Annotated in this window: 20 protein-coding genes; 12 read left to right on the forward strand and 8 right to left on the reverse strand. The window is 43.2% G+C overall.

The genetic code is table 11. The annotated features are described in order from the left end of the window. The first annotated feature begins 98 nt into the window (after positions 1 to 98). Positions 99 to 443 carry a hypothetical protein gene (locus LYNGBM3L_RS29835; RefSeq protein WP_008190204.1) on the forward strand — a complete coding sequence of 115 codons (345 nt, stop codon included), beginning with the start codon at positions 99 to 101 and terminating at the stop codon, positions 441 to 443. Positions 444 to 615: 172 nt separating this feature from the next. Here the strand turns inward: LYNGBM3L_RS29835 and LYNGBM3L_RS44590 are convergent, their stop codons facing one another. Beyond that, positions 616 to 774 carry a hypothetical protein gene (locus LYNGBM3L_RS44590; RefSeq protein ID WP_154659961.1) on the reverse strand — a complete coding sequence of 53 codons (159 nt, stop codon included), beginning with the start codon at positions 772 to 774 and terminating at the stop codon, positions 616 to 618. A gap of 32 nt (positions 775 to 806) precedes the next feature. After that, positions 807 to 2015: an FG-GAP repeat domain-containing protein gene (locus LYNGBM3L_RS34385; RefSeq protein ID WP_008190206.1), complete on the reverse strand. Its 1209-nt coding sequence runs from the start codon at positions 2013 to 2015 to the stop codon at positions 807 to 809. Positions 2016 to 2053: 38 nt separating this feature from the next. Between LYNGBM3L_RS34385 and LYNGBM3L_RS42130 the strand changes: the two genes are divergently transcribed. From LYNGBM3L_RS42130 to typA, 8 genes are all read left to right on the forward strand, one after another. Next, the gene (locus LYNGBM3L_RS42130) at positions 2054 to 2257 is read left to right on the forward strand and encodes a hypothetical protein (protein ID WP_131826875.1); all 204 of its coding nucleotides are present in this window, start codon (positions 2054 to 2056) and stop codon (positions 2255 to 2257) included. 496 nt (positions 2258 to 2753) lie between these two features. Then, entirely contained in the window at positions 2754 to 2882 is a 129-nt protein-coding gene (locus LYNGBM3L_RS49105) for a hypothetical protein (protein ID WP_267872112.1), read from the forward strand. A 193-nt stretch (positions 2883 to 3075) separates the two neighbouring features. Continuing rightward, on the forward strand, positions 3076 to 6582 hold the full coding sequence (locus LYNGBM3L_RS29845) for an NACHT domain-containing protein (protein ID WP_131826876.1): 3507 nt from the start codon (positions 3076 to 3078) through the stop codon (positions 6580 to 6582). Positions 6583 to 6652: 70 nt separating this feature from the next. Beyond that, positions 6653 to 6808, forward strand: a complete 156-nt coding sequence (locus tag LYNGBM3L_RS44595) for a hypothetical protein (RefSeq protein ID WP_154659962.1) — start codon at positions 6653 to 6655, stop codon at positions 6806 to 6808. Positions 6809 to 7105: 297 nt separating this feature from the next. Continuing rightward, positions 7106 to 7273, forward strand: a complete 168-nt coding sequence (locus LYNGBM3L_RS44600; protein WP_154659963.1) for a hypothetical protein — start codon at positions 7106 to 7108, stop codon at positions 7271 to 7273. Positions 7274 to 7490: 217 nt separating this feature from the next. Then, the gene (locus tag LYNGBM3L_RS34390; RefSeq protein WP_081431830.1) at positions 7491 to 9209 is read left to right on the forward strand and encodes a peptidoglycan-binding domain-containing protein; all 1719 of its coding nucleotides are present in this window, start codon (positions 7491 to 7493) and stop codon (positions 9207 to 9209) included. 77 nt (positions 9210 to 9286) lie between these two features. After that, positions 9287 to 9499 carry a hypothetical protein gene (locus tag LYNGBM3L_RS46225; RefSeq protein ID WP_131826878.1) on the forward strand — a complete coding sequence of 71 codons (213 nt, stop codon included), beginning with the start codon at positions 9287 to 9289 and terminating at the stop codon, positions 9497 to 9499. Between the two features lie 130 nt (positions 9500 to 9629). After that, positions 9630 to 11432 (forward strand): translational GTPase TypA, encoded by a 1803-nt coding sequence (gene typA / locus LYNGBM3L_RS29855; RefSeq protein ID WP_008190216.1) that lies wholly within the window; start codon positions 9630 to 9632, stop codon positions 11430 to 11432. Between the two features lie 307 nt (positions 11433 to 11739). On the opposite strand, the gene LYNGBM3L_RS29860 is transcribed toward typA, so the two are convergent. Both LYNGBM3L_RS29860 and LYNGBM3L_RS29865 read right to left on the reverse strand, forming a co-directional pair. Next, a complete protein-coding gene (locus tag LYNGBM3L_RS29860) occupies positions 11740 to 12951 on the reverse strand; it encodes a type IV pilus twitching motility protein PilT (RefSeq protein WP_008190218.1) in 1212 nt (403 codons plus the stop codon). 765 nt (positions 12952 to 13716) lie between these two features. After that, entirely contained in the window at positions 13717 to 14703 is a 987-nt protein-coding gene (locus LYNGBM3L_RS29865) for a GntR family transcriptional regulator (RefSeq protein WP_008190220.1), read from the reverse strand. A 947-nt stretch (positions 14704 to 15650) separates the two neighbouring features. On the opposite strand from LYNGBM3L_RS29865, the gene LYNGBM3L_RS29875 reads away from it, so the two are divergent. The 3 genes from LYNGBM3L_RS29875 to LYNGBM3L_RS29885 all read left to right on the forward strand — a co-directional run bounded on the left by LYNGBM3L_RS29875 (position 15651) and on the right by LYNGBM3L_RS29885 (position 18384). Next, complete coding sequence (locus LYNGBM3L_RS29875) at positions 15651 to 16394, forward strand: dienelactone hydrolase family protein (protein ID WP_008190223.1); 744 nt, start codon at positions 15651 to 15653, stop codon at positions 16392 to 16394. Between the two features lie 77 nt (positions 16395 to 16471). Further along, positions 16472 to 17377: a S1 RNA-binding domain-containing protein gene (locus LYNGBM3L_RS29880; RefSeq protein ID WP_044495335.1), complete on the forward strand. Its 906-nt coding sequence runs from the start codon at positions 16472 to 16474 to the stop codon at positions 17375 to 17377. A gap of 299 nt (positions 17378 to 17676) precedes the next feature. Then, the gene (locus LYNGBM3L_RS29885) at positions 17677 to 18384 is read left to right on the forward strand and encodes an ROK family protein (RefSeq protein ID WP_008190226.1); all 708 of its coding nucleotides are present in this window, start codon (positions 17677 to 17679) and stop codon (positions 18382 to 18384) included. Positions 18385 to 18582: 198 nt separating this feature from the next. On the opposite strand, the gene LYNGBM3L_RS29890 is transcribed toward LYNGBM3L_RS29885, so the two are convergent. The 4 genes from LYNGBM3L_RS29890 to LYNGBM3L_RS29900 all read right to left on the reverse strand — a co-directional run bounded on the left by LYNGBM3L_RS29890 (position 18583) and on the right by LYNGBM3L_RS29900 (position 22049). Next, positions 18583 to 19479: an alpha/beta hydrolase gene (locus LYNGBM3L_RS29890; RefSeq protein ID WP_008190229.1), complete on the reverse strand. Its 897-nt coding sequence runs from the start codon at positions 19477 to 19479 to the stop codon at positions 18583 to 18585. 19 nt (positions 19480 to 19498) lie between these two features. Continuing rightward, positions 19499 to 20968, reverse strand: a complete 1470-nt coding sequence (gene gatA / locus LYNGBM3L_RS29895; protein WP_008190230.1) for an Asp-tRNA(Asn)/Glu-tRNA(Gln) amidotransferase subunit GatA — start codon at positions 20966 to 20968, stop codon at positions 19499 to 19501. An 11-nt stretch (positions 20969 to 20979) separates the two neighbouring features. After that, the gene (locus LYNGBM3L_RS42140; RefSeq protein ID WP_143764246.1) at positions 20980 to 21174 is read right to left on the reverse strand and encodes a hypothetical protein; all 195 of its coding nucleotides are present in this window, start codon (positions 21172 to 21174) and stop codon (positions 20980 to 20982) included. A gap of 287 nt (positions 21175 to 21461) precedes the next feature. Continuing rightward, positions 21462 to 22049 (reverse strand): class I SAM-dependent DNA methyltransferase, encoded by a 588-nt coding sequence (locus LYNGBM3L_RS29900; protein WP_008190232.1) that lies wholly within the window; start codon positions 22047 to 22049, stop codon positions 21462 to 21464. Between the last annotated feature and the right edge of the window lie 262 nt (positions 22050 to 22311).

A 22311-nucleotide genomic window follows, 5' to 3' on the forward strand; every position in this document is an offset into this window, starting at 1 on the left:
CTTGTGTAAGGGTACCTAATGCTGATCAATTCAATTTTGACGCAATCTTAGGTTATAGTTACTAGAAAATAGGTAAATTATTGATTAGGGTGTCAGGAATGAATCCAAGCCTGGAACAGTCAAGTATCGATACCACCAGTATGATGACATCTTCCGAACCATTGGTCGAGGTGCCGAAAATCTTGGCAGAAGAGCGCATGCAAAACGAGCGTATGCATGATGTCCTGCTGCTGCTGGAACATTTAGTAGAGAGGGAAGAAGCTACCGTGAAGCTCATCCTTGATTGCCTTTACGATGTCGGCTCAGTCAACCTGATCAACAAAAAGTTTCAATCTCGCTCCCTCAACTGGATGATGAAATCAATTGCCCGTATGTCGAAACCAGCCTTCAGAGTTGTTGCTCTGCGTTGGTTTAAGAAGAATTGTCCAGAAAGTAATTATTAAAGCGGCTGGGGGAGACATTGGCCAGGCAAGCGCGCACCTAACAGGGAATCAGCTTCCCAGGAGACTGTACCTCATAACTGTGATAAACGCTATAAGGCAGCATTTAGGGATAAGATCGCAATTTTCATTTAGTTTACTCTATATCATCAACGCTATAGAAGAAAAATAACTCTTAGGGGCGCACGGGATGCGCCCCATTGGTGTGTGACCAATTGATTGTAAACGGCAGCAAGTCAGCAGTGCGATTGGCCGTAGGCCACGCTACGCGATGCTCGGTACGAGCCGCTACGCGATCGCATAATTTGATTAAGCGCTGTTTGTTGACACTCAAGCGTCAACAGTTAACGGTCAACACATGTCACTTCAGGCATGGCCTTCCCAGCTCAAATCTACCGACTCAGCGATTACTGGTCGGTCGTAACCGTTTTCATGCATCATCCACATCCCTGTCTTGCCGTCAACAGTATTGCTCCAGAAAATGTCATCGTAAGCATTGTCGTCAAAATCCATAACTCCTTGAATTTTCCAGGTGTTGTCAAAGGGTGCATTATTAACAAATACTGATTCTATGTAATCGGTACCTGCCATGCGCCAGTAGTAAAGATTTTGGTTTTCAGTATTAAGCCAGAGAATATCCGTATTATCATTTCCATCAAAGTCTCCGGCACCAACCATCTTCCATTTACTGTTCGCTGATTCTGATTTGATTAGTACTCCCTGAATCGGCTCAGTGCCATTCATCAGCCAAACTGCATTTTCGCCAGTGGAGTGATTACGCCACAGCAGATCGGTTTGCTGATCACCGTTGAAATCTCCTGTGCCATGGATTTTCCAGTTGAGGTCTGAGACTGGGACGATGGATACTGCTTCTTGGAACTGGGAACCCTTCATTAACCAGATACCAATGTCTCCATTAGCGGTATTGCGCCAAACCAGATCTTTGTGGCTATCACCGTTGAAGTCTCCAGCAGCACGAATCTCCCAGTCACTGTTAACGGATTCCATTTGAATCGTCACTGCCTCATCTAGGTCAGTACCCATTACCCCATGCATCCGCCAAGCTCCCATGGCACCAGTCTGAGAATTATGCCAAAACAGATCCACTTCAGCGGAAGTAAATTCAATGGCGTCAATTCGCCCTAACTCGAAGGTCTCATTATCAAGACTATCTGCCTCTACAACAATTTCGATGCGATCGCCTGGGGCAAGTTGTACATCTTTAAAGATAGGATTTGGATTAGGATCACTATTGCTGAGAGAGTCAGTGAAACCGACATAGTTAAGGGGGTTGGGTCCATCTCCACCAAGGTTTTTCTCCAAAGTATAGGTGTCAATGTCAATACCATTAACCCGTAGTATTAGTTTAGCTTTTCCATCTACTTCATCAAAGTGAGCAATACCGATATGGTATTTGCCAGCAACACCATCAGTTTCTGTCCAGTCAATTCTGATTATGCCGTTGGTTTCAATGTCTTCGATTCTGACTGCTTTAGAGCCTGAAGCACTTACATTATCAAAAACCTCGTAATTTTGTAGGGTAACGCGAGTTGAGTTTTCTGCTTCGATTTTCATGGTTGTTTTCCTGTTTTAGATGAAGCGCGTTTTGTTGATTGGTAACTGTTGACAGTAAACTGTCAGCGGTCAGCGGTCAGCGGTCAGCGGTCAGCGGTCAGCGGTCAGCGGTCAGCGGTCAGCTTCAAATAAAATTGAAAGTCTGGGGAAAACCCCCATTGCGCGTAGCGCATAGGCTATCAGCTAATGCGCTACGCGCACGCTACTTGAGGTGCTTATGCGCTACAGATGGTGCTATTTGAAGTGCTAGCAGGCGCTTTAACTGCACGGGGTCGGATGAGTAAAACAACCAGGGATTTTCAACCAACCGTACTAGCCCCCCCAGCTTGTTTACTAGCTCCCGTTGATTACCTGACGGCTGACAGCTGATAGCTGAATGCTTACAACTATTAAGCAAAACTATTGGTAGAATGCAGTTTTTGGTTTAAATGCAGCCTGGTCTGATCTTGTGTCGATTACACAAGTGTGTCTTTTACGTGGATGGTGGAGATTGCACACTAGATTATTTTCTACCATGATAGATTTTGGATCTGTTTTGAAATTATGTCACTTTAAAAAGTGGCATAGTTAAATGCTATTCTAAAAATCAGCTGCTATAATATAGCCGGTTTTAATTCGGTAAGGTATAGGAAAGGGAACAGGGAATAGGGAACTTCGGATCAAAAATTATCACAATTCCTACACGGATTGCTAGAGATTTTTCTAGTTATCATAGGAAGCGATGCAGAGGTGCGACCCGTGGCGAATTTAATTCGCCAACGGAAAGCGCACCTAAGCGGTCTTGGGGGTTTCCCCCATGAGCGACTGCATCAAGAAAAAACCTTGTCTATTCTGTTAACCCTACAGCATGTCGAATCAGACTTATAACTGGCAGCGATTTTGGTGTTCTTCCTCTGATCGCTTCGATTTAGGCTATGATGGTTACTTATGCGATCCAGACGTTAAATCGGTTAACGGTTACAATTACAATCCCAATCCTAAGTTGGTAACCTTTAGGGAAATTTCTGAAATACCCTGCCTCATACTCCTCGGTGAACCGGGCATCGGCAAGACTCAAGCCATGAAGGAGGAAGAAGAGAAGGTTACTGCTGAGCTTGAAAATACAGACGATGAAATCCTGTCACTTAATCTTCGATCAGTTTCTACGGAAGATCAACTCAATAAAAAACTGTTTGAAAGCCCAAAATTTACTAGGTGGCAATCTGGTAGCCATGGCCTTTCGGCCACGCTACGCGAACGGCTCCACATATTTTTAGATAGTCTTGATGAATGCCTTTTACGACTAGAAACAGTGGCAGCAATTTTAGTTGATGGGCTTAAGGATTATAAGGAACATGTTAACCGTTTAACTCTTCGGATTGCTTGTAGAACAGCTGTCTTACCATCTGTGCTTGAGTCAGATCTAAAGGAAATTTTTGGGGAAGATTCCCTAGGAATATATCAGCTAGTTCCACTTCGTCGTAAAGATGTTGTTAAAGCAGCAGAAGCTAACGGAATTGATCCAGAATCTTTCTTAGAAGAAGTTTCTAGAAAAAACCTCGTCCCCCTAGCTATCAAGCCGATCACCCTAAACTTTCTGATGAAGAGTTACGGTGATCGTGGTCAGTCTCTCGAAAATAAGAGGATTGATGAAATTTATCTTGATGGCTGTCGCTGTTTATGCGAAGAAAGTAATTCTAGCCGTCGTGACTCAGGTGCTATGGGTGGTCTCGATCCAAGCCAGCGCCTGATCATTGCTGCTCGGATTGCGGCTGTTACAATTTTTGCCAATCGATTTGGTGTTTGTAATGGAACATATGCAGATTGTGCTCCATATAAAGATGAGCTAGTTCTAATTGAAAATCTCTGCATTGAGACCGAAGTTGCTAATAGCAAAAATTTGGAGGTCACTGCATCAGCTATCAAAGAGGTTTTAGATACTGGATTGTTTTCATATCGTGGTGAAAAGCTGATGGGGTGGTCTCATCAAACCTATGCTGAGTTTCTAGCAGCATGGTATTTGAAGGAACATCATGTATCTGTGTCCTTATTCCAGAGTCTTTTCTATTTATCTGAGGATGAAGACCCTGAGCAGAAATTGATTCCTCAGCTCCATGAAACTGCTGCATGGTTAGCCACCATGATACCTGAGATACGTGAGGTAATTCTTAGCACTGATCCTGATGTGTTACTTCTGAGCGATCTACCTCCAGATGGTACTGTGCAAGAAGCGGTAGTTTCCTATTTATTGCTGGAGTCTGAGCAAGGAAAAATAAATCAAAAACTAATTAACTACCGCTTAGACGAGAAACTAAAACATCCTAACCTTGCAGAACAAATTCGTCCATATATTGTGGATGAAACTAAGCCAATTTATGCACGATATACAGCTATCATGATGGCTCACTTCTGTCAACTGAAGGAACTCCAAAATGAATTGGTTACCTTAGCAACTGATTCAGCGGAAACCATTGAACTTAGGATTAGTGCTGTTCAAGCTATTGGGGAGATTGGAGATAAGAATTCAAGACTCAAACTCAAGCCGTTAGCCCTTAATCCCCTTCTAGAGAATGACCATGATAGGCTTAAGGGTTATTGCCTACAAGCATTGTGTAATAATAAGCGGAATGATTTGACAGATGATGATTTATTTGATATTATAGCTATTCCCAATAAAACAACTCCTATTAGTAATTCCTACCGAGTGTTTATCAGCTATACACTTGTACCAATGCTTAAAGAAAAATGGCTGAGACAACCAAGATTAAAATCGGATTTTATCAAAAAATATGGTAATAGCAATAAGTTGATCAACGTACTAGTTAATTTAGGTGAAGTTGACTCTGATTTCGTATTAGATTTAATAGGAGATATCTACCTAAAACCTAGGCTTGCTGATCACGATCAGGATTGGATGGAAGATCCAATGCTTAGCTCACGATTGGCAATACTAAATAAACATTTTGCCCAGAGAATCTACGATACATTTAATCAAGATAATACAGCATCGATTGATTCGATTATTGGACGTTATTGTAATAGGGCTAATCAAAAATGGCTCTCTGAGCAATTTAGTTCTGATTTTAATTATGGTGAACAGGGACAACTGACTTCAGAAAAAGCTGCGAATCAGCGTGCTCAACAACAATTATTAGACCCATCTCCTAGAGAGAGAGTTATTCGTAGTTTGGATAAATTAGAAGATGGTAACTTATTAGCTTGGTGGTGGTTGAATCTGGAAATGACCCTAAAGCCATACAGCCGACACTATTCTAATGAATTTGAACCTGATTTAACTAAGCTTCCAGGGTGGAAAGAGGCTGATAAACTGACTCGCAATAGGATTATTCAAGGTGCCGAAAACTATATTATAAATAAGAAAGAGATAAATACTGATTGGATTGGTAATAATAAATTTGATCGGCCAGCCTTGGCGGGTTGTAGAGCTTTTCTGTTGCTTCTAAACAAAGATCCAAAGATTCTTGACAAGATTCCATCTGAAACATGGCGCATTTGGGCACCTGTGATCATTGCTTTTCCTGTTGAAAGCGAAAATTATAACAGCTGTATAGAGTTAGTAAAGAGGGTTTACTCAAAAGCTGGTGATCAGGTAATTCAAACTTTGGATATCCTGATCGATAAAGAAAATCAGCAGTTTGACTCTATATCTATAATTAGACTTTTTGAAAAATGTTGGGATGACGATCTAAGCGATTTTATTTTAGAAAAGGCTCAGAATAAATCCCTAAAGCCCAGCTGTATTCGGTATCTGTTAGAAGAGCTTCTCAAACATGGCTCGAATGAAGCTAGAGATGAAGCTATAGAATATCTACAAACATTGAGCTCATTGCCATTGCCTTTGAACAAAGATGAACGTGACAGAGTCATCATTGCCTTAACATTCCTATTCGACTATCAAACTACCGACCGTTGGTCTAGTATATGGTCAATTCTTGAGCAAGAACCAAATCTTGGACGAGAGTTCATTGAGTCAGTTGCTAAGCGCCATATGTTGTTTTCCGGTGAGTTAAAGCTTGAGCTTAATGAGAAACAGTTAGCTGATCTATATATCTGGCTGGTTAGGCAATATCCCTATGACGAAGATCCCGATTATAGTAATGGTGAAGTTCATGTCTTGGGTCCAAGGGATAGGGTTGTTAGATTAAGAAATAACATTTTACGGCAACTGGAAAATTTTGGAACTGCTCAAGGCTGTGATCAATTGGAGCGTATTATTGGAGAATTTTCTGAACTACCTTGGCTTAATAAAACGCTGATATCTGCCAAAGATAGTATGCGTCGTAAAACCTGGAATGCACTTGAGCCAAAAGACGTTATTAAGACGATATTATATCATGATCCCATAGTTAGTAAAACTGTGGGAGATAATCAAAGTACATATAATATAGATTTGTATAATGAAGGTGGTAATGTTTCCATCGGAGGAAAAGATATAACCAATATGGCCAAAAATAGTAAGATCAACACAGATGGCGGTGATGTCATCACCAATTCCAACAACAAGAATAGAGGCAGTGTTAATAACAGCAAAACTATTACTACAAATAAATCGGAAAGGGAAACGTAATACTATCAAAGTCACTGACTCTAAAAGCAACCCTAACAGCGGAGATATATGGAACAAAATTAGTGTGATTATGACAATTGTTGGTGTGGTTGCGGCAGTGCTCGGATTATTCGGTAATGGGATATTGAACGAGCCAATAAAAAGATTTTTGGGAATAGATCAGCAGCCGTCACTGTCACCAACGCCAACTGTTCCATCTCCTTCTTCAACTCAATCTAGTGAATAGCGATAATCTATAGCAAAGGGAGTAGGGAGTAGGGAGTAGGGAGCAGTGAAGTCATAAAATGTAAGAGGGTAAAAATAATGTCTACCTGATTAGACTAGAAACCGCTCTAGTCTGATAGAAAAAGCTTTTTGATTTTTGAATGCTATACTAGCATAATTAATAATATTTACTTATAGCGTTTCTTGCATTTATAAAGTACGGTTATCAACCTCAAAGTCCCCCTTTTTAAGGGGGATTTAGGGGGATCCCTTTGTAGCTCATGGGATAGAAAATGGCTATATAGCGTTTTTAATAGCTATGAGGTACAGAGATTTTTTCCTTATTACCTATTCCCTACTCCCTACTCCCTACTCCCTACTCCCTACTCCCTGTTCCCTGTTCCCTACTCCCTGCTCCCTACTCCCTGCTCCCTTTACCATAGTTTACAAAACTTTACAAATCTCATCACCAAAATATCCGGGTTAACAAAATAAATTCTGCAAAGCTTACTAGACTAAAGTGCTGTCTATAGCGTTTCTCGATCAGATGTAAACCTAGGAGGTCTTTTTTTATTGTCGAATAAAACTCCCGATCTCTTCCCCCTCTTGCCTCCTCCCCTGATTGAGGGCGGTTAGGGGGAATTCCTCTTGCCTCTTGCCTTTTGCAGCAAGAAGCGTGTTTGCAACCTAGATACAAACGCTATATGCCTGACCCCTCAACTCTCCTACTACTAGCCTACAGCCACTGCAAAAATGCCACTGCTAGTCTTAACTACAGTCACAGCAGTATCTGCATGCCCACTGAGAAGCTCAACCAAGCCCCTGGGCAGTGGAAACCCCCCAATAGCATCAGTGCTCCAGAAGCGATCGCATTTGCTCAAAACTCTCGATTCAGTAATCTCAAAACAGTCCAGGGAAGGTATTCAGAAGAAATAGCCTTGCCCCCAACAGTGCGTTTGGGTAGCCAAGGGGAAGTTGTGACTAGACTACAAACTATACTGCAACAGTTGGGATACTACCAACAGCCAGTGGATGGTGTATACGGCTCCAATACCTTTGCTGCTGTCTCTACATTCCAGCAAGCACTAGGGTTGAATGCGGATGGTATAGTTGGACCAATAACCTGGATAACTCTACAACAATTGCACTCAGAATTTTTATCTGCTCAAGAGAGGGAGTTGATCGAGATTTCCCCAAATCAGCCAGAAACTAGAGGGGAACTCCAGGATACTATCATTGATAATTTTATTTCAACAGCAGAGTCTCCCTTAGCAAATCAATCGGTTAGTTCAACCCCCTTGAACGCCCTCTCCAATAAACCACTATACCTATGGTTGTTTGGCTGGGCAGTGGTATCTCTTGGAGGATGGGGAGTAATTGTACTACAGATAAACTATCATCGGCTTCCGATTCGGCTGAGGATAGGAAAATCCTCTACAAAAACAGGGCAACCTGACAATATTGTGCCCATAGAAGATAGCGAATCAAACATCTATTCAATGGATGATTTGCTAACTACCATCAGTGAGAGCGAGATAGACCAATCCTCAACCCCTGAAACAGTCTCTGAAACTGATGCTATAGAGGAAACTGTAGAGCAAAACAATCAAGACTTAAGCTTAGGGAAGTATGGTCTACTTCTGTTCACCAGCCCAGTGGCAACAAGCCCTAATAGTTTACCGATACAAGTTGAGGATAGTAAGGAAAATACAGCTAAGCTAAACTTGGCTAAATCCTCTACGTTGTTCTTGCCCTTAGATCAGATTAAATTTAAACAATCACCACCATCGATCGGTGAAGAGAATCTATCTTTCTCAGCTGTTTTGGAATCTCCTGCGGAAGGTCTCTACAGTTTTACCCACCCTTCTATATCGTCCGTTATTCAAGAATTGACCAACAGTGACTTAGTCGAAGTCGAAGCAGCTAAGGGGCGGATTCAACCTCTCAATAACTTCTTTACTGACCTGTATCGCCTTGCTCAAAACGCTAGCTTAGCTAACCAAAACCATCACCAAGATACCAGCACAAGTCAGGAAAATGTCCGCCGAACAGCCCAAAAGTCTGACCAAGCTGATCAACCTATCCCTGAGCAGATGAAACCAGGAACTGTAGTTGGTATCCTATCCCCGACTAACCCAAAAACAGGAGAACGGTATACCTACTCATTAATTGATGATGCTGGCGGGCGGTTTATGTTGACGGAGAATAAACTGGCTCTTACCGAGCAAAGCTTGATGAATTTCAAAACAGACACCAGCCATACCGTGATTGTCCGTCGCACTGATTCCAAAGGTATCTATGTTGATAAATCCTTTACTCTGCGTTTGAAGGCTGAGAACGAGTCAGCACCTCCTCAGCCCCCGGTTGAAAGCCAGAAGAAGGTATCCACTGAAACGCGATCGCTTACCAGTGTCAGCAGTTAATCAATTCAGGACTGACCGAGTAAGCCTACAGTTACAGGTAACTCTCAACTGATGGCACCAGCAGCAAAGATTGACCTTTGGTCACGCTACGCGATGAAGCGAAGCTTCCGCTAAAAGCGATTGGCCGTAGGCCACGCTACGCGAACGCAAATTTCTCAAAAGTGCATAAATTTGATAGGGTACCTAAATCAATTGTGATAATTTTTAATCTGAAGTTCCCTACTCCCTACTCCCTACTCCCTACTCCCTACTCCCTACTCCCTACTCCCTACTCCCTTTGCTATACATAGGTTTAGCTTAGCCGGATGCTACAAGTCGGGCATCAGCCATTTTTCTTCGGGTCTTGCCAAGATAAGCTAGAATTATTAAGAAATCTTTAGAAAAAATTTTAACTGCTGCTACCTATTTCCAGGCGCTGGTATGACTCTCCCAATTCGCAACGTTGCTATTATCGCTCACGTCGATCACGGCAAAACTACCCTAGTTGACGCTCTACTCAAACAATCCGGTATCTTCCGCGAAGGGGAAGACATTCCAGACTGCGTGATGGACTCCAACGATTTAGAGCGGGAGCGGGGTATTACTATTCTTTCTAAGAATACCGCCGTTCGGTACAAAGACATCCTAATTAATATTGTTGATACTCCCGGTCACGCTGACTTTGGTGGAGAAGTAGAGCGGGTATTGGGTATGGTGGATGGCTGCATCCTAATTGTGGATGCGAATGAAGGACCAATGCCTCAAACCCGATTTGTCCTGAAAAAAGCTCTGGAAAAAGGACTGCGCCCGATTGTAGTGGTCAATAAAATTGACCGACCCCAAGCCGACCCTTATGGTGCCATCGACAAAGTCCTGGATCTGTTCCTAGAATTAGGAGCAGACGATGACCAGTGTGAGTTTCCCTACCTATTTGCCTCCGGTCTACAAGGCTACGCCAAAGAAGATTTGGATGCAGAAGCGGTAGATATGCAGGCACTGTTTGAAGCAATTTTGCATCATGTTCCGCCACCAGTAGGAGACCCTGCTAAGCCCCTACAACTACAAGTCACCACCTTGGACTATTCTGAGTACCTAGGTCGGATTGTGATTGGCAGAATTCACAACGGAACCATTAAGGCCAGTCAACAAGCTGCTTTAGTTAAGGATACTGGGGACATAGTTCAGGCAAAAGTTACCAAGTTGATGGGATTTGAAGGACTCAAGCGAGTTGACCTAAAAGAAGCATCAGCTGGTTATATCGTGGCAGTAGCTGGGTTTGCTGATGCCAATATTGGTGAAACCATTACTTGTCCCAATGAACCCCAAGCCTTACCCCTAATTAAGGTAGATGAGCCTACCTTGCAAATGACCTTCTGCGTGAATGATTCGCCCTTTGCCGGTAAGGAAGGGGACTTTGTAACGTCGCGACAATTACGCGATCGCTTATTCCGAGAATTAGAAACAAACGTAGCACTACGGGTAGAACCCACTGACTCCCCCGATAAATTCCTAGTATCTGGTCGTGGAGAGCTACACCTGGGTATTCTGATCGAAACCATGCGTCGCCAAGGATATGAGTTCCAAGTTTCCCAACCCCAAGTGATCTACCGGGAAGTCAATGGTCAACCTTGTGAACCCTTTGAATATCTAGTGCTAGATGTACCAGAAGAAGCGGTTGGTAGCTGTATCGAGCGTTTGGGACAGCGCAAAGGGGAAATGCAAGATATGCAAGTAGGTGCCAATGGTCGCACCCAAATCGATTTTGTGATTCCTGCCCGTGGCTTAGTCGGTTTCCGGGGGGACTTCCTTCGCCTGACCAAAGGTGAAGGTATCATGAATCATAGCTTCCTAGAATATCGTCCCATGACTGGGGAATTAGAGACTCGCCGCAATGGAGTAATTGTAGCCTTTGAAGAAGGGATGGCTACCTTCTATGCCCTTAAAAATGGAGAAGACCGTGGTGTATTCTTTATTAAACCAGGCACCAAGGTTTACAAAAACATGATTATTGGGGAACACAATCGTCCTCAGGATTTAGATCTAAATGTCTGTAAAACTAAGCAGTTAACTAACCATCGTTCCGCGACTGGGGATGAATTAGTGCAGTTACAAGCCCCAGTGGAGATGAGTTTGGAACGGGCTTTGGAGTATATTGGACCCGATGAACTGGTAGAGATTACACCTCAGTCAGTTCGTTTGCGGAAGCTGTCTAAGAAGAAGTTGGCGAAGCAAGGTAAAAGGTAAGAATTAAGAATGTAGAATTAAGAATGTAGAATGTAGAATTGGGAATTAAGAATGTAGAATTGGGAATTAAGAATGTAGAATTGGGAATTAAGAATGTAGAATTGGGAATTTAGAATTTAGAATTTAGAATTGGGAATTCACCATTCTGCCTTCTGCCTTCTGCCTTCTGCCTTCTGCCTTCTGCCTTCTGCATTCTTCATTCTGCATTCTGCATTCTTCATTCTTCATTCTTCATTCTAAATTCTGCATTCTAAATGCTACATTCTAAATTCTTCATTCTTAATTCTAAATTCTGACAGACAACCTCCTAACCTTCATTCATCCAATCACGAGCCGAGGCGGAAGCATCTATACCACCAGTGCGCATCTGGCGTATCAAAGCCTGGGGATCAGGAGACACTTTAAGGGCTTCGGTGGGTGTGATTTTTTCATCAATTAGGTAGTTGTAGAGAGCCTGATTCATCACTTGCATCCCTTCAATGGTTTCAGTTTCCATCAGTCGGAACACATCCACATCTTCTCCCTTAAGCAGGTAATCCTGTACAGTTGGGGTATTGATTAAAATGTCATGAACCGCAATCCGACCCTTATCGATGGTTGGTACTAAGAGTTGGGCAATAACTGCCAACAGGGACTCAGCAATCTGGATGCGGATCGCTGACTGTTCATCAGGATTGTAGAGATTCAACAGACGGTTAATACTGCTGATGGCATTGCGAGTGTGTAGAGTACCCAAGACCAGATGACCGGTTTGGGCAGCTTGCAGGGCAGTATCAACTGTGATGCGATCGCGCATTTCCCCAATTAGAATTATATCGGGATCCTCCCGTAACACAGACCGCAGAGCGTGGTGAAACTCATGGGTGTGCAATCCCACTTCTCGCTGACTAATCAGGCACTTTCGGGAGCGGTGGACATATTCAACCGGGTCTTCAATCGTAACAATATGTTTGTACTCTGTTTCATTGAGATGGCGAATCATAGCCGCAAGAGTGGTTGATTTACCTGATCCTGTCGGACCGGTAATTAAAATAATTCCCTGACCCCTGCTAACTATTTTTTTGAAAACTTGCGGTAGAGTTAAATCATCGATTGAAGGAACATCAAGGCTGATTAATCGCAGCACAATGGCTCCGCCGTTTAGGGAGTCAAAACAATTCACCCGACAGCGCACTAAGCCAGGGTAAAAAATAGCAGTATCCAGTTCTTTGGCTTCAGCAAACTGCTTCCTCTGAGCCGGAGTGAGAATCTCATTGAGGTATGCCTCAAAGACTTCCACTGTGACCTTGGTATGACGTTTAGCCACATACATCTTGCCCCGAATCCTAAATCTGGGGACCTGTCCCACTCGAATATGAATGTCAGAAGCTTTGTGACCATGAGCCTCTGCGACGATTTGCTCGATAGAAGGGGAATGACTAAGGTTCTGGTTAAGTTCTACTACTGGTTTAAGTGGTGATGGGAAAGTTTGAGGCTCTTGATCAATTTGCACTCCTACACCAGAATTCGTGTTCTTCATAATATGATGTACCTAGGGATACCCTTGCTGGACTGATCGGGTCGGGGCGTTGATGTTTGCTGATCTTCTTGTTGGCAGTTAATTTCGGTTGCTTGTGATCCAACCAAAGAACAACCCTAGAGAAATTTTACTTTATATAAAAAGTTTTCACACTAATCCAGCTAGGTTTTTGATATTGCTGTCAGACATCACCTAGATCTGATCTAATTAAATTTTATAATATATAGCCTTAGGTAGCAGAACTTAAGCGTAAGTATTCAGCTATCAGCGGTCAGCCGTGAGCTTTTAGCTCACGCTAAGCGAACAGCGGTCAGCTGACGTAACTCAGATTAAAGCAATGCTTACCTGTTGTCTTGATGCCAAGCGTGAGTGGGGTAAACCCCCGCAGGTCGGTAATGGTGCGTTTACAGTCGTCGAATTAAATTCGCCACGGGTCGCACCTCTGCATAGCTGATTCAATAGCACCATCTGTAGCACCATCTGTAGCGCATTAGCTGATAGCTAGCTGATAGCTGACGGCTAAATGCTTACGGCAGAAGGTAGAAGGCAGAAGGGACGAGAGTTGGAGCTAGTTTTTAAAAAGTCCAGTGATTTTACGAATAATTAATTGCTTTAGTTAAGTTAAAGGAGTTAATTTAAACTAGCTAATTGAGCTGATGGAGTTAATGTTATAAAACGGTTTACTGGACAATATATTTTGATTTTGATATTTTTAGCGGTATAATCCATAATATCCCATAGCTTTAATCCCATCAAACCTTTAAGTTAACCCAAACCCAGTTCCCGTTTGAGCAGATTAATCGATTTGCTACCAATATAGTTTTCACAACGGATCACCTTGGGTGGTCGAATAATATCTTCACGAGCGGCTAATATGGCATCTTTAACACTTTGATAACTTGCCTGATCGCTAATAATTATCTGGGAACTGCGAACCAGAGCTTTTAGTTTGTAGTTGTCCTTGATCTGAGCCGTCATCACTAACAACTCATCTCCCCGTAGACTATGGATAATAATTTCTACTATTTTTAAAATCCCAGAACTGATGCTAACCACTCCTAAACGGCTACCTTTGGAGAGATTCTTAATTAGCTTAAGTTCTGGCTCATAGTCATAAATATCAACAGGGATGACACGGACAGATTTAGGGGCAACAATCGCTTCTGCTTTACCGATAAAATAGCGACTAGTAACTACTGTAGCCGAGTGAGTTTGATCCAAAGCTTCTGAGAGTTCTTCCATTGGCACCAACTGCACCGGGATTCCCAAGGATTGTTCTAACTCCTGCACCATCAATTCTCCAGCACCAAGATCTCGTGACTCTACTGTCACCAGTACCCTAGCGCTACACCGTAACCGCCAGTCAATCTCCGACAAAAATAGTTCCCTAGCTTGGTTAAGGGAGCAACCTTGTCCGAGAAGTTGATTGAGGCTATCTTGAACAACCTTGTAAGCTTCGGGGGAAAACTGGTTAAGAATGCCAACCTGACGTCGATTACCCCCTTCATGACCCTGTGCCTTAACATAAATGCCTGACCCAGCATGGGACTCTACTAGTCCTGTTTCTTCTAACTGCCGATATACCTTGCTGATGGTATTGCGGTGCAAACCCGTCTCCATGGCTAGCTGACGAGTACTGGGCAGTTTATGACCTGGGGAATATTGTCGGGATGCGATCGCAAACTGAATTTGGTCAAATAGCTGCTTCGAGGCAGGTATTTCACTATCTTGTTGAATATGATACTGAACCATTACAGAGTCTCCAAAATCCCCTGTTTATCACTATTATATGGTAAATTTTAGATTTTAAACTTTTCGGTCAAATTTTGCTATCCACTTCAGCTATAATGTAAGCATTCAGCTATCAGCCAAAGGTCAGCGGTCAGCGGTCAGCCGTCAGCTTAAAATAAACTTCATTTGGAATAATTTAATAGTTCGAGATTTGAAGCAATTCAAAGTCTCGGTAGTAAGCATTCAGCCGTCAGCTGATAGCTGATAGCACCATCTGTAGCAACTCAATTAGAGCATTAGCTGATAGCTGATATAGCTGTTTTTAATCTAGTCAGGTACAAGTTTTTGGGTTTTAGGGAGCAGGGACTGAGGCCGTAGGCCACGCGGGGCGCGTTCGGAGCAGGGACTGAGGCCGTAGGCCACGCGGGGCGCGTTCGGAGCAGGGAAGAGGGAAGAGGGAAGAGGAACCCACCCCTAACCCCTCCCAGGAGGGGAAGAGGGAAGAGGTAAAAAAATAAAATATGTGTACCTCATGAGGATAAAAAGCGCTATAGCTGATAGCACCATCTGTAGCACCATCTGTAGCCCATAAGCTGATAGCTGATAGCTGATAGCTGATAGCTGATAGCTGATAGCTGATAGCTGATAGCTGATAGCTGATAGCTGATAGCTGATAGCTGAAAAAAAATCAGCCAATTATAACGGATTTAGCTCCCAAATAATTAAATCAATAAAAATCAATAAAAATCAATAAAAATTAATAGATGGTAAAGTAATAATCTGGACTATCCTGAACTCTCCAATTAAGTAAACTAGTTAATAAACTTATTATTTATTTATTAAATACAGGTATAATTTAGAGTTAAGCTACTGCTGTAGAATTGGCGCTGAATTCAGAAAGCCAAGAAAACCTTTAGCTTAGCATCTATAACTGCCAAGCAAGAGCTTCACATCCTTCCAAATCGATTATGACACATAGGGAAATTCGTAGCATTACCGTCAAGGTGGTCAATGGTGATCTAGACATAGCAGCTTACCTGGCAATGCCGGTGGCAGAAACACCTCTTCCTGGAATTGTGGTGCTGCAAGAAATTTTTGGGGTGAATGGCCATATCCGGGATATCACAGAACGATTTGCGAAAGAAGGCTATGTTGCGATCGCTCCCGCACTCTATCAACGCCTTGCTCCAGGCTTTGAGACAGGTTACACCATTGAAGACATTAACATTGGCAAGGAATACAAGGAACAAACCAGAGCAGCGGAACTCCTGGGAGACATCCAAGGGGCCATCGGTTACCTGAGGAGTCAAACCCCTGTGCAAGATAACCCCATCGGCTCTATTGGCTTTTGTTTCGGGGGTCATGTTGCCTATCTGGCTGCTACCTTACCCGATATTAAAGCTACTGCTTCGTTCTATGGTGCTGGGATTACTACCATGACTCCTGGCGGTGGTGAACCAACGATTACTCGCACACCAGAGATTAACGGTACACTCTATGGTTTCTTTGGGATGGAAGATGCTAGCATTCCAGCAGAAGAGGTTGATCAGATTGAGGCTGCTCTTGAGAAAAATAAAATTAATTATCGTGTCTTTCGTTACGATGGAGCAGACCACGGATTTTTCTGTGACCAACGGGCTAGCTACAATGAAAAAGCAGCTACTGATGCTTGGCAAAACGTTTTGCAGCTGTTTAGGGAAAAACTTGACTAAACTGTCACCGGCTCCCAACTTTTTAAGCAGCTGCTCCTATATCAGAAATCATTACTGATTTTAAACCGTTAATCATCATGAATTCAAAATCAACCTCTTCGACCACCAGCAATTCATCCTTTTCTATGGATGATTTTGCTCAAGCCCTAGAAGAATACGACTATGAGTTTAAACAGGGACAGGTGGTACGTGGCAGAGTACATAACTACGAAAGCGATGGTGCTTATGTAGACATCGGTGGTAAGTCCCTGGCTTATCTACCAATTAGTGAAGTTTCCTTAGAATCGGATCTGGATTGGTCGGAAGTACTGCCCTTGAATGAGGAAATGGATTTCCTGATTATTCGGGAGCAAAATGCTGATGGTCAAGTTACCCTTTCCCGGCGTCAGCTGGAGATTAAGCAAGTTTGGGATGGGTTAGTTGAACTCCAAGAGAATGGAAAATCATTAGATGTCCGGGTTTCTGGAGTGAATAAAGGTGGTGTCACCGTGGATGTGCGGGGATTGCGGGGATTCATTCCGCGATCGCACTTGAGTCAGCACGACAATCTAGATTCCTTGATTGGTCAGAAACTAACAGTCAATTTCCTAGAAGCTGATCGCGATCGCAAGAAGCTAGTGCTTTCTCAGCGGGAAGCTGTGCGTGCTGCTACTTTCTCTGAGCTAGAAGTGGGACAATTAGTGGAAGGTAAAGTAGCTGCGATCAAGCCCTTTGGTGTGTTTGTGGACTTTAATCAAACCAATGGCTTGCTGCACATTAAGCAAGTAAGCCAAAGTTTCGTTGAAGACCTCTCCAAAGTGTTTGAAATCGGTCAAGTGATCCAGGTAATGATTATTAACTTGGATGAAGGCAAAGGTCGTATTTCTATGTCTACCAGGGTTTTAGAAAATTACCCAGGAGAAATGCTCGAAAAGATGGCAGAGGTAATGGCTAGTGCTCCAGCTCGTGCTGAACGTGCTAGGCAAAAACTATTACAAGCATAAGTTAGGTCGTTTGAATCGATCATGTTTTTTGTTTCTTGTTGACTGTTGACTGTTATAGCGCTACGCTTAGCGTCAGAAATTAGAAGTCAGAAGTCAAAGGTGCGCTTACAGTCGTCGAATTAAATTCGCCACGGGTCGCACCTAAAAGTAAGCGATTACTTAAGTTTCGGAGTTTAGGAATGTCAAACATCTGAATGCGTAGTGCTATAACTGTTGACTGTTGACTGTTGACTGTTGACTGTTGACTGTTGACTGTTGACAGTCAACCGTGAACCGTGAACCGTGAACTAAAATACCTGATGAATCAAAACAATAGCCCAATCCATACCCTTACCGTAGATATTGGTGGCAGTGGCGTTAAGGTGATGGTATTAGATGAATTGGGTAATCCCATCACCCAACGTAGTCGCTTAGAAACACCCCAACCTCCTAAGCCGGATGCTATCATTCATGCGATCGCATCCCTAGCTCTCGGACAAGGGGATTTTGAACGGGTATCGGTGGGATTTCCTGGAGTGGTTCGCAATGGGATAACCTATACGGCGGTAAACCTCGATCCTGATTGGCAGGGATTTGATCTGGCTACTACCCTATCTCAACGCTTAGGCAAACCGGTGCGGGTAGCTAATGATGCCGATGTCCAAGGATTAGGAGCAATTACTGGCAAGGGAGTGGAATTGACGATTACCCTAGGCACAGGGTTTGGTTCTGCTTTATTTGTGGATGGCAAGCTGGTGCCAAATCTGGAAATGGGACACCATCCTTTTCGTAAAGGGGAAACCTACGAAGAACAGTTGGGGCGAGCGGCTTTAGAGAAAGACGGTAAGAAGAAATGGAATAATCGGCTCCAAAAAGCGATCGCATGCCTGGAGCGTTTGTTTAATTATAATTACCTTTACATTGGTGGTGGTGAAGCCAAAAAAATTAACTTTGAGCTACCCCCCAATGTAAAAGTAGTGCCCAATGTCGCTGGGTTATTGGGGGGTATTGCTTTGTGGCGGGATTAGAAAAAGCCGTGAAATACTATAGCGCTAAGCTATCAGCTATCAGCTATCAGCTATCAGCTATCAGCTATCAGCATATGCTTATGATGGACTTTTCCCCAGATTTTCAATTCTCATTAATCTCGAACTATTAAATTCTATCATTTGCGCATTGCGCACGCTACTTGAGATGCGCACGCTACGCTGGGTTTATTTTAAGCATTAGGCTGACCGCTGACCGCTGACCGCTGAATGCTTACTACTAGATTGCTGGGCTATAGCTTGTCCTGCATAAACCTGTGTGACAAATTCCCGAATTTTCTGCTGATATTCGGCAGTAGCAACAGTTGTCAAATCATTGTGAGCTGCATCAGGAACTAGCCAAAGCTGTTTAGGAACTGTAGCAGCATCGAACAAGACTTGACTCATCCTAGCAGGAACTGTGGTATCACTAGTGCCATGGATTAAGAATATAGGTGTTTGGAGTGACTTGATTTTACTAATTGAGTCAAACCGCTGGGTAAGCAGAAGATCGATCGGCAAGAAACCATATTTTCCCTGATAATCTGCCATATCCCGCATGGAAGTAAATGAGCCTTCCAAAATCAACCCTGCCATGTCTGGGTTACGCACCGCTAGATCAATCCCGATTGCTCCCCCTATGGAATAACCATAGACAAAAATATCTTGGGGATTGATGCCTCGTTGTTGGACTAGATAATCCCAAGCCACTTGAGCATCTTGATAAACTTGGGATTCCCTAGGAAATTTACCGTCGCTGCGACCATAGCCTCGGTAGTCAATCAGCAGCAGGGATAAACCTAGCTGATGTAACCGTTGGGCTATTTCAAGATATGACCCAATATTACAGGCATTACCGTGCAGATATAGCATCACCTTACTTTCTGGTGAGTCAGAGGGAATCCACCAGCTATGGATTTTATCAATTTTACCCTTATTGGATATTGGTAACCAAAGCTCTTCGTAAGGCAAACCAAAGTCAGCTGGTGTATTTTCAATCACTGAAGCCGGACAAAACATTAGCCGATGTTGCAACAGCAACACTGAGGTACAGACTAAGGCGTAAGCGATCGCTATAAATCCTGCAACAATCAACATAATCAATGATCTTCATAGTTCATCCTTCATCCTTGAAAACCGGTTGGCTTAGATGCCATTCGGTTGCTTGTTCATAAGCATAACCTACTTGAAATAGCTGGTCTTCCCGCAATACATTACTAATCAACTGCATCCCAATTGGTAATCCCTGTTCATCAAAGCCACAGGGTATACTCATCCCTGGTAACCCAGCCAGGTTAACTGGAATAGTCATCAGGTCAGTCAGATACATACTTAAGGGGTCTTCTGTCTTTTCCCCAGCTTTAAATGCTGTGGAGGGAGCTGTGGGACAGACTAGCACATCGACCTTGTCAAAGGCTGCTTCAAAATCCTGTTTAATCAGAGTACGAACTTTTTGGGCTTTGAGATAATAGGCATCATAGTAACCAGCGGATAGGGCATAGGTTCCTAGCATAATCCGGCGCTTGACTTCTGCACCGAACCCTTCAGCACGGGTTTTGGTGTACATAGAAAGGAGATTGTCAGCATCTGATGCCCGTAAGCCATATTTAACGCCATCGTAGCGAGCTAGATTTGCTGATGCTTCTGACGGAGCAATGATGTAGTAGCAAGGCAAACCATACCGGAATCGAGCACAGGAAATTTCCTGAATCTCAGCACCTAAGTCTTTGAGCTGATCAATCGCTTTAGTGACTGCTTTCTCTACTACTGGGTCTAAGCCTTCACCAAAAGTTTCTGTAATAATACCAATCTTAACTTTACCGTTGGATTTTAGGTCTGGTTGCAGGAATTGGGTATAGTCGGGAATGTCTACTTTGAGGCTGGTCGCGTCATTGGGGTCATATCCTGCGATCGCATTCAGTAAAATAGCGGCATCTTCTACAGTGCGAGCAAATGGTCCAATTTGATCTAAGGACGATGCGAATGCCACTAAACCATAGCGCGATACTAATCCATAGGTCGGTTTCATGCCAACTACTCCACAGTAAGAAGCCGGTTGACGAATAGAACCACCGGTATCAGAACCGAGAGCAATGGGACATTCCCCAGAAGCAACGGCTGCGGCTGAGCCCCCGGAGGAGCCGCCGGGGACATGGGATAAATTCCAAGGGTTTTTAGTAAGTTGAAAAGCCGAGTTTTCCGTAGAACTCCCCATGGCAAATTCATCCAAGTTGGTTTTACCTACCATTACTGCCCCAGCATCTTTGAGTTTTTGGGTCACTGTTGACTCGTAGGGTGGGACAAACTTGGCCAGAATCCGGGAGCCGCAGGTGGTCGGAATCCCTTGGGTACACATATTGTCTTTGATGCCAATGGGTATACCGGCCAAGGTACCGAGCTCTTCACCAGCTGCGATTTTCGCATCTACTTGACTGGCCTGTTCTAAAGCATAGTCTGAGGTGATGTGGAGGAAGCTTTGGACTTGAGGCTCTAGGGCTTGAATCTTATCTAGGGCTTCTTGGGTGATTTCTACAGCTGAGCGTTCTTTGTTGATTAGCTGTTGATGCAACTCGCGGACCGTGTCCATGCTTACTACCTTTACTGACTTAACCATTTCAACTCTAGTATTCTGACAAAAAATTCCGTGCTTAGGGGTTTGGGCTCAGGCTTTAGGAAAGGGAGTCGGGAGTCGGGAGTCGGGAGTAGGGAGCAGGGAGTTGCGTAGGGTGCCTTAGGGGGGCCTTCATGTTTGGCCTCGTAGCCAGGGTTAGGTTGCTGCCCGTAACGCACCACTGCTGGGTCAAACAACTTTTAGAAGATGCACCCGATTTTGATTCAGGGAAATTGGGCGCGATGTTCCTTGGCCTTTCGGCCACGCTACGCGAACGGAACCGCTTCGCGAACGCATTATCTCCAGCACAACCGGTAGAGTTTTCTTCCTGGTCTAGTTCACAACTACATTATTAGAATTAGTAAGCCTATCTGGAATGATAGAAACAATCTTGTTTCCCGATTCCCGATTCCCGATTCCCGATTCCCAATTCCCGATTCCCTTTGCTATTAAAAATCCTATACAATTATTATTTATTTAATTCAATATAAATCATACGAGTTCGGATTGTAATCCCTAGGGTTGGAGAAGTACAACCCACAATAAAATAATCTTCCATGGCATTTTCGATGACCATTTTAGAATGGTCAGAAACTGGTATGCCAACCTTTTGAATATATTCCTCTGTTGTTTCATCAAGGCTAAAAATAATCGTTTTGCGAGCAATCCGATTCATATGCTTAATAGCTGTTGCCACGTCTTCGACACACAGTAAATAACTTAAACAAAACACAAAATCGTAGGACTGGCTATCAATTTCAGCTAGGGCTGTTTCAATCGGCTTGTGGATGGTTTTATACCCCCTTTGTGCCGCATAATCCAGCATTTTACTGGAAATATCAATCCCTGTATAGTCAAACTCACCTTCCAACAATTCACTTAAAAACCCTGTCCCACAAGCAATATCTAAAACACTGCCTTGATGGTGATTATGTCCATGGAATATTTTAACCGCTTCATTGACATACTGTACATTAGAACTGGGCTGCTTTAACACTTCGTCATATTTGGCAGCAAATTTATCATAATAGTCTTCAGCCGCAATTTTTGTTGACATATTTTTTATTGATATATTTAGATATAGTATAATCCATTATTCAACCATTTATCAATTGGTTTAGCTACAAAAATTTAGGATTTTAGGGAACAGGGAATCGGGAATCGGGAATCGGGAATCGGGAATAGGTAACCAAAAAAATCCTGTATACCTCATTACTATGATCAACGCTATAAATGGCATATTATACGTTTGACAAAGTGGCGATAATGGGATATAATAATTAACGATTAGCCTCCAGATTCGACAGTCTACATCTATA

Source organism: Moorena producens 3L, from assembly GCF_000211815.1.
Lineage (GTDB): Bacteria > Cyanobacteriota > Cyanobacteriia > Cyanobacteriales > Coleofasciculaceae > Moorena > Moorena producens.

Excerpts from the sequence above, each read along its gene's own strand:
- LYNGBM3L_RS29835 (WP_008190204.1), top strand. The coding sequence starts at position 99 with ATGAATCCAAGCCTGGAACAGTCAAGTATCGATACCACCAGTATGATG.
- LYNGBM3L_RS34385 (WP_008190206.1), bottom strand. The coding sequence starts at position 2,015 with ATGAAAATCGAAGCAGAAAACTCAACTCGCGTTACCCTACAAAATTAC.
- LYNGBM3L_RS29845 (WP_131826876.1), top strand. The coding sequence starts at position 3,076 with ATGAAGGAGGAAGAAGAGAAGGTTACTGCTGAGCTTGAAAATACAGAC.
- LYNGBM3L_RS44595 (WP_154659962.1), top strand. The coding sequence starts at position 6,653 with ATGACAATTGTTGGTGTGGTTGCGGCAGTGCTCGGATTATTCGGTAAT.
- LYNGBM3L_RS44600 (WP_154659963.1), top strand. The coding sequence starts at position 7,106 with ATGAGGTACAGAGATTTTTTCCTTATTACCTATTCCCTACTCCCTACT.
- LYNGBM3L_RS34390 (WP_081431830.1), top strand. The coding sequence starts at position 7,491 with ATGCCTGACCCCTCAACTCTCCTACTACTAGCCTACAGCCACTGCAAA.
- typA (WP_008190216.1), top strand. The coding sequence starts at position 9,630 with ATGACTCTCCCAATTCGCAACGTTGCTATTATCGCTCACGTCGATCAC.
- LYNGBM3L_RS29860 (WP_008190218.1), bottom strand. The coding sequence starts at position 12,951 with ATGAAGAACACGAATTCTGGTGTAGGAGTGCAAATTGATCAAGAGCCT.
- LYNGBM3L_RS29865 (WP_008190220.1), bottom strand. The coding sequence starts at position 14,703 with ATGGTTCAGTATCATATTCAACAAGATAGTGAAATACCTGCCTCGAAG.
- LYNGBM3L_RS29875 (WP_008190223.1), top strand. The coding sequence starts at position 15,651 with ATGACACATAGGGAAATTCGTAGCATTACCGTCAAGGTGGTCAATGGT.
- LYNGBM3L_RS29880 (WP_044495335.1), top strand. The coding sequence starts at position 16,472 with ATGAATTCAAAATCAACCTCTTCGACCACCAGCAATTCATCCTTTTCT.
- LYNGBM3L_RS29885 (WP_008190226.1), top strand. The coding sequence starts at position 17,677 with ATGAATCAAAACAATAGCCCAATCCATACCCTTACCGTAGATATTGGT.
- LYNGBM3L_RS29890 (WP_008190229.1), bottom strand. The coding sequence starts at position 19,479 with ATGTTGATTGTTGCAGGATTTATAGCGATCGCTTACGCCTTAGTCTGT.
- gatA (WP_008190230.1), bottom strand. The coding sequence starts at position 20,968 with ATGGACACGGTCCGCGAGTTGCATCAACAGCTAATCAACAAAGAACGC.
- LYNGBM3L_RS29900 (WP_008190232.1), bottom strand. The coding sequence starts at position 22,049 with ATGTCAACAAAAATTGCGGCTGAAGACTATTATGATAAATTTGCTGCC.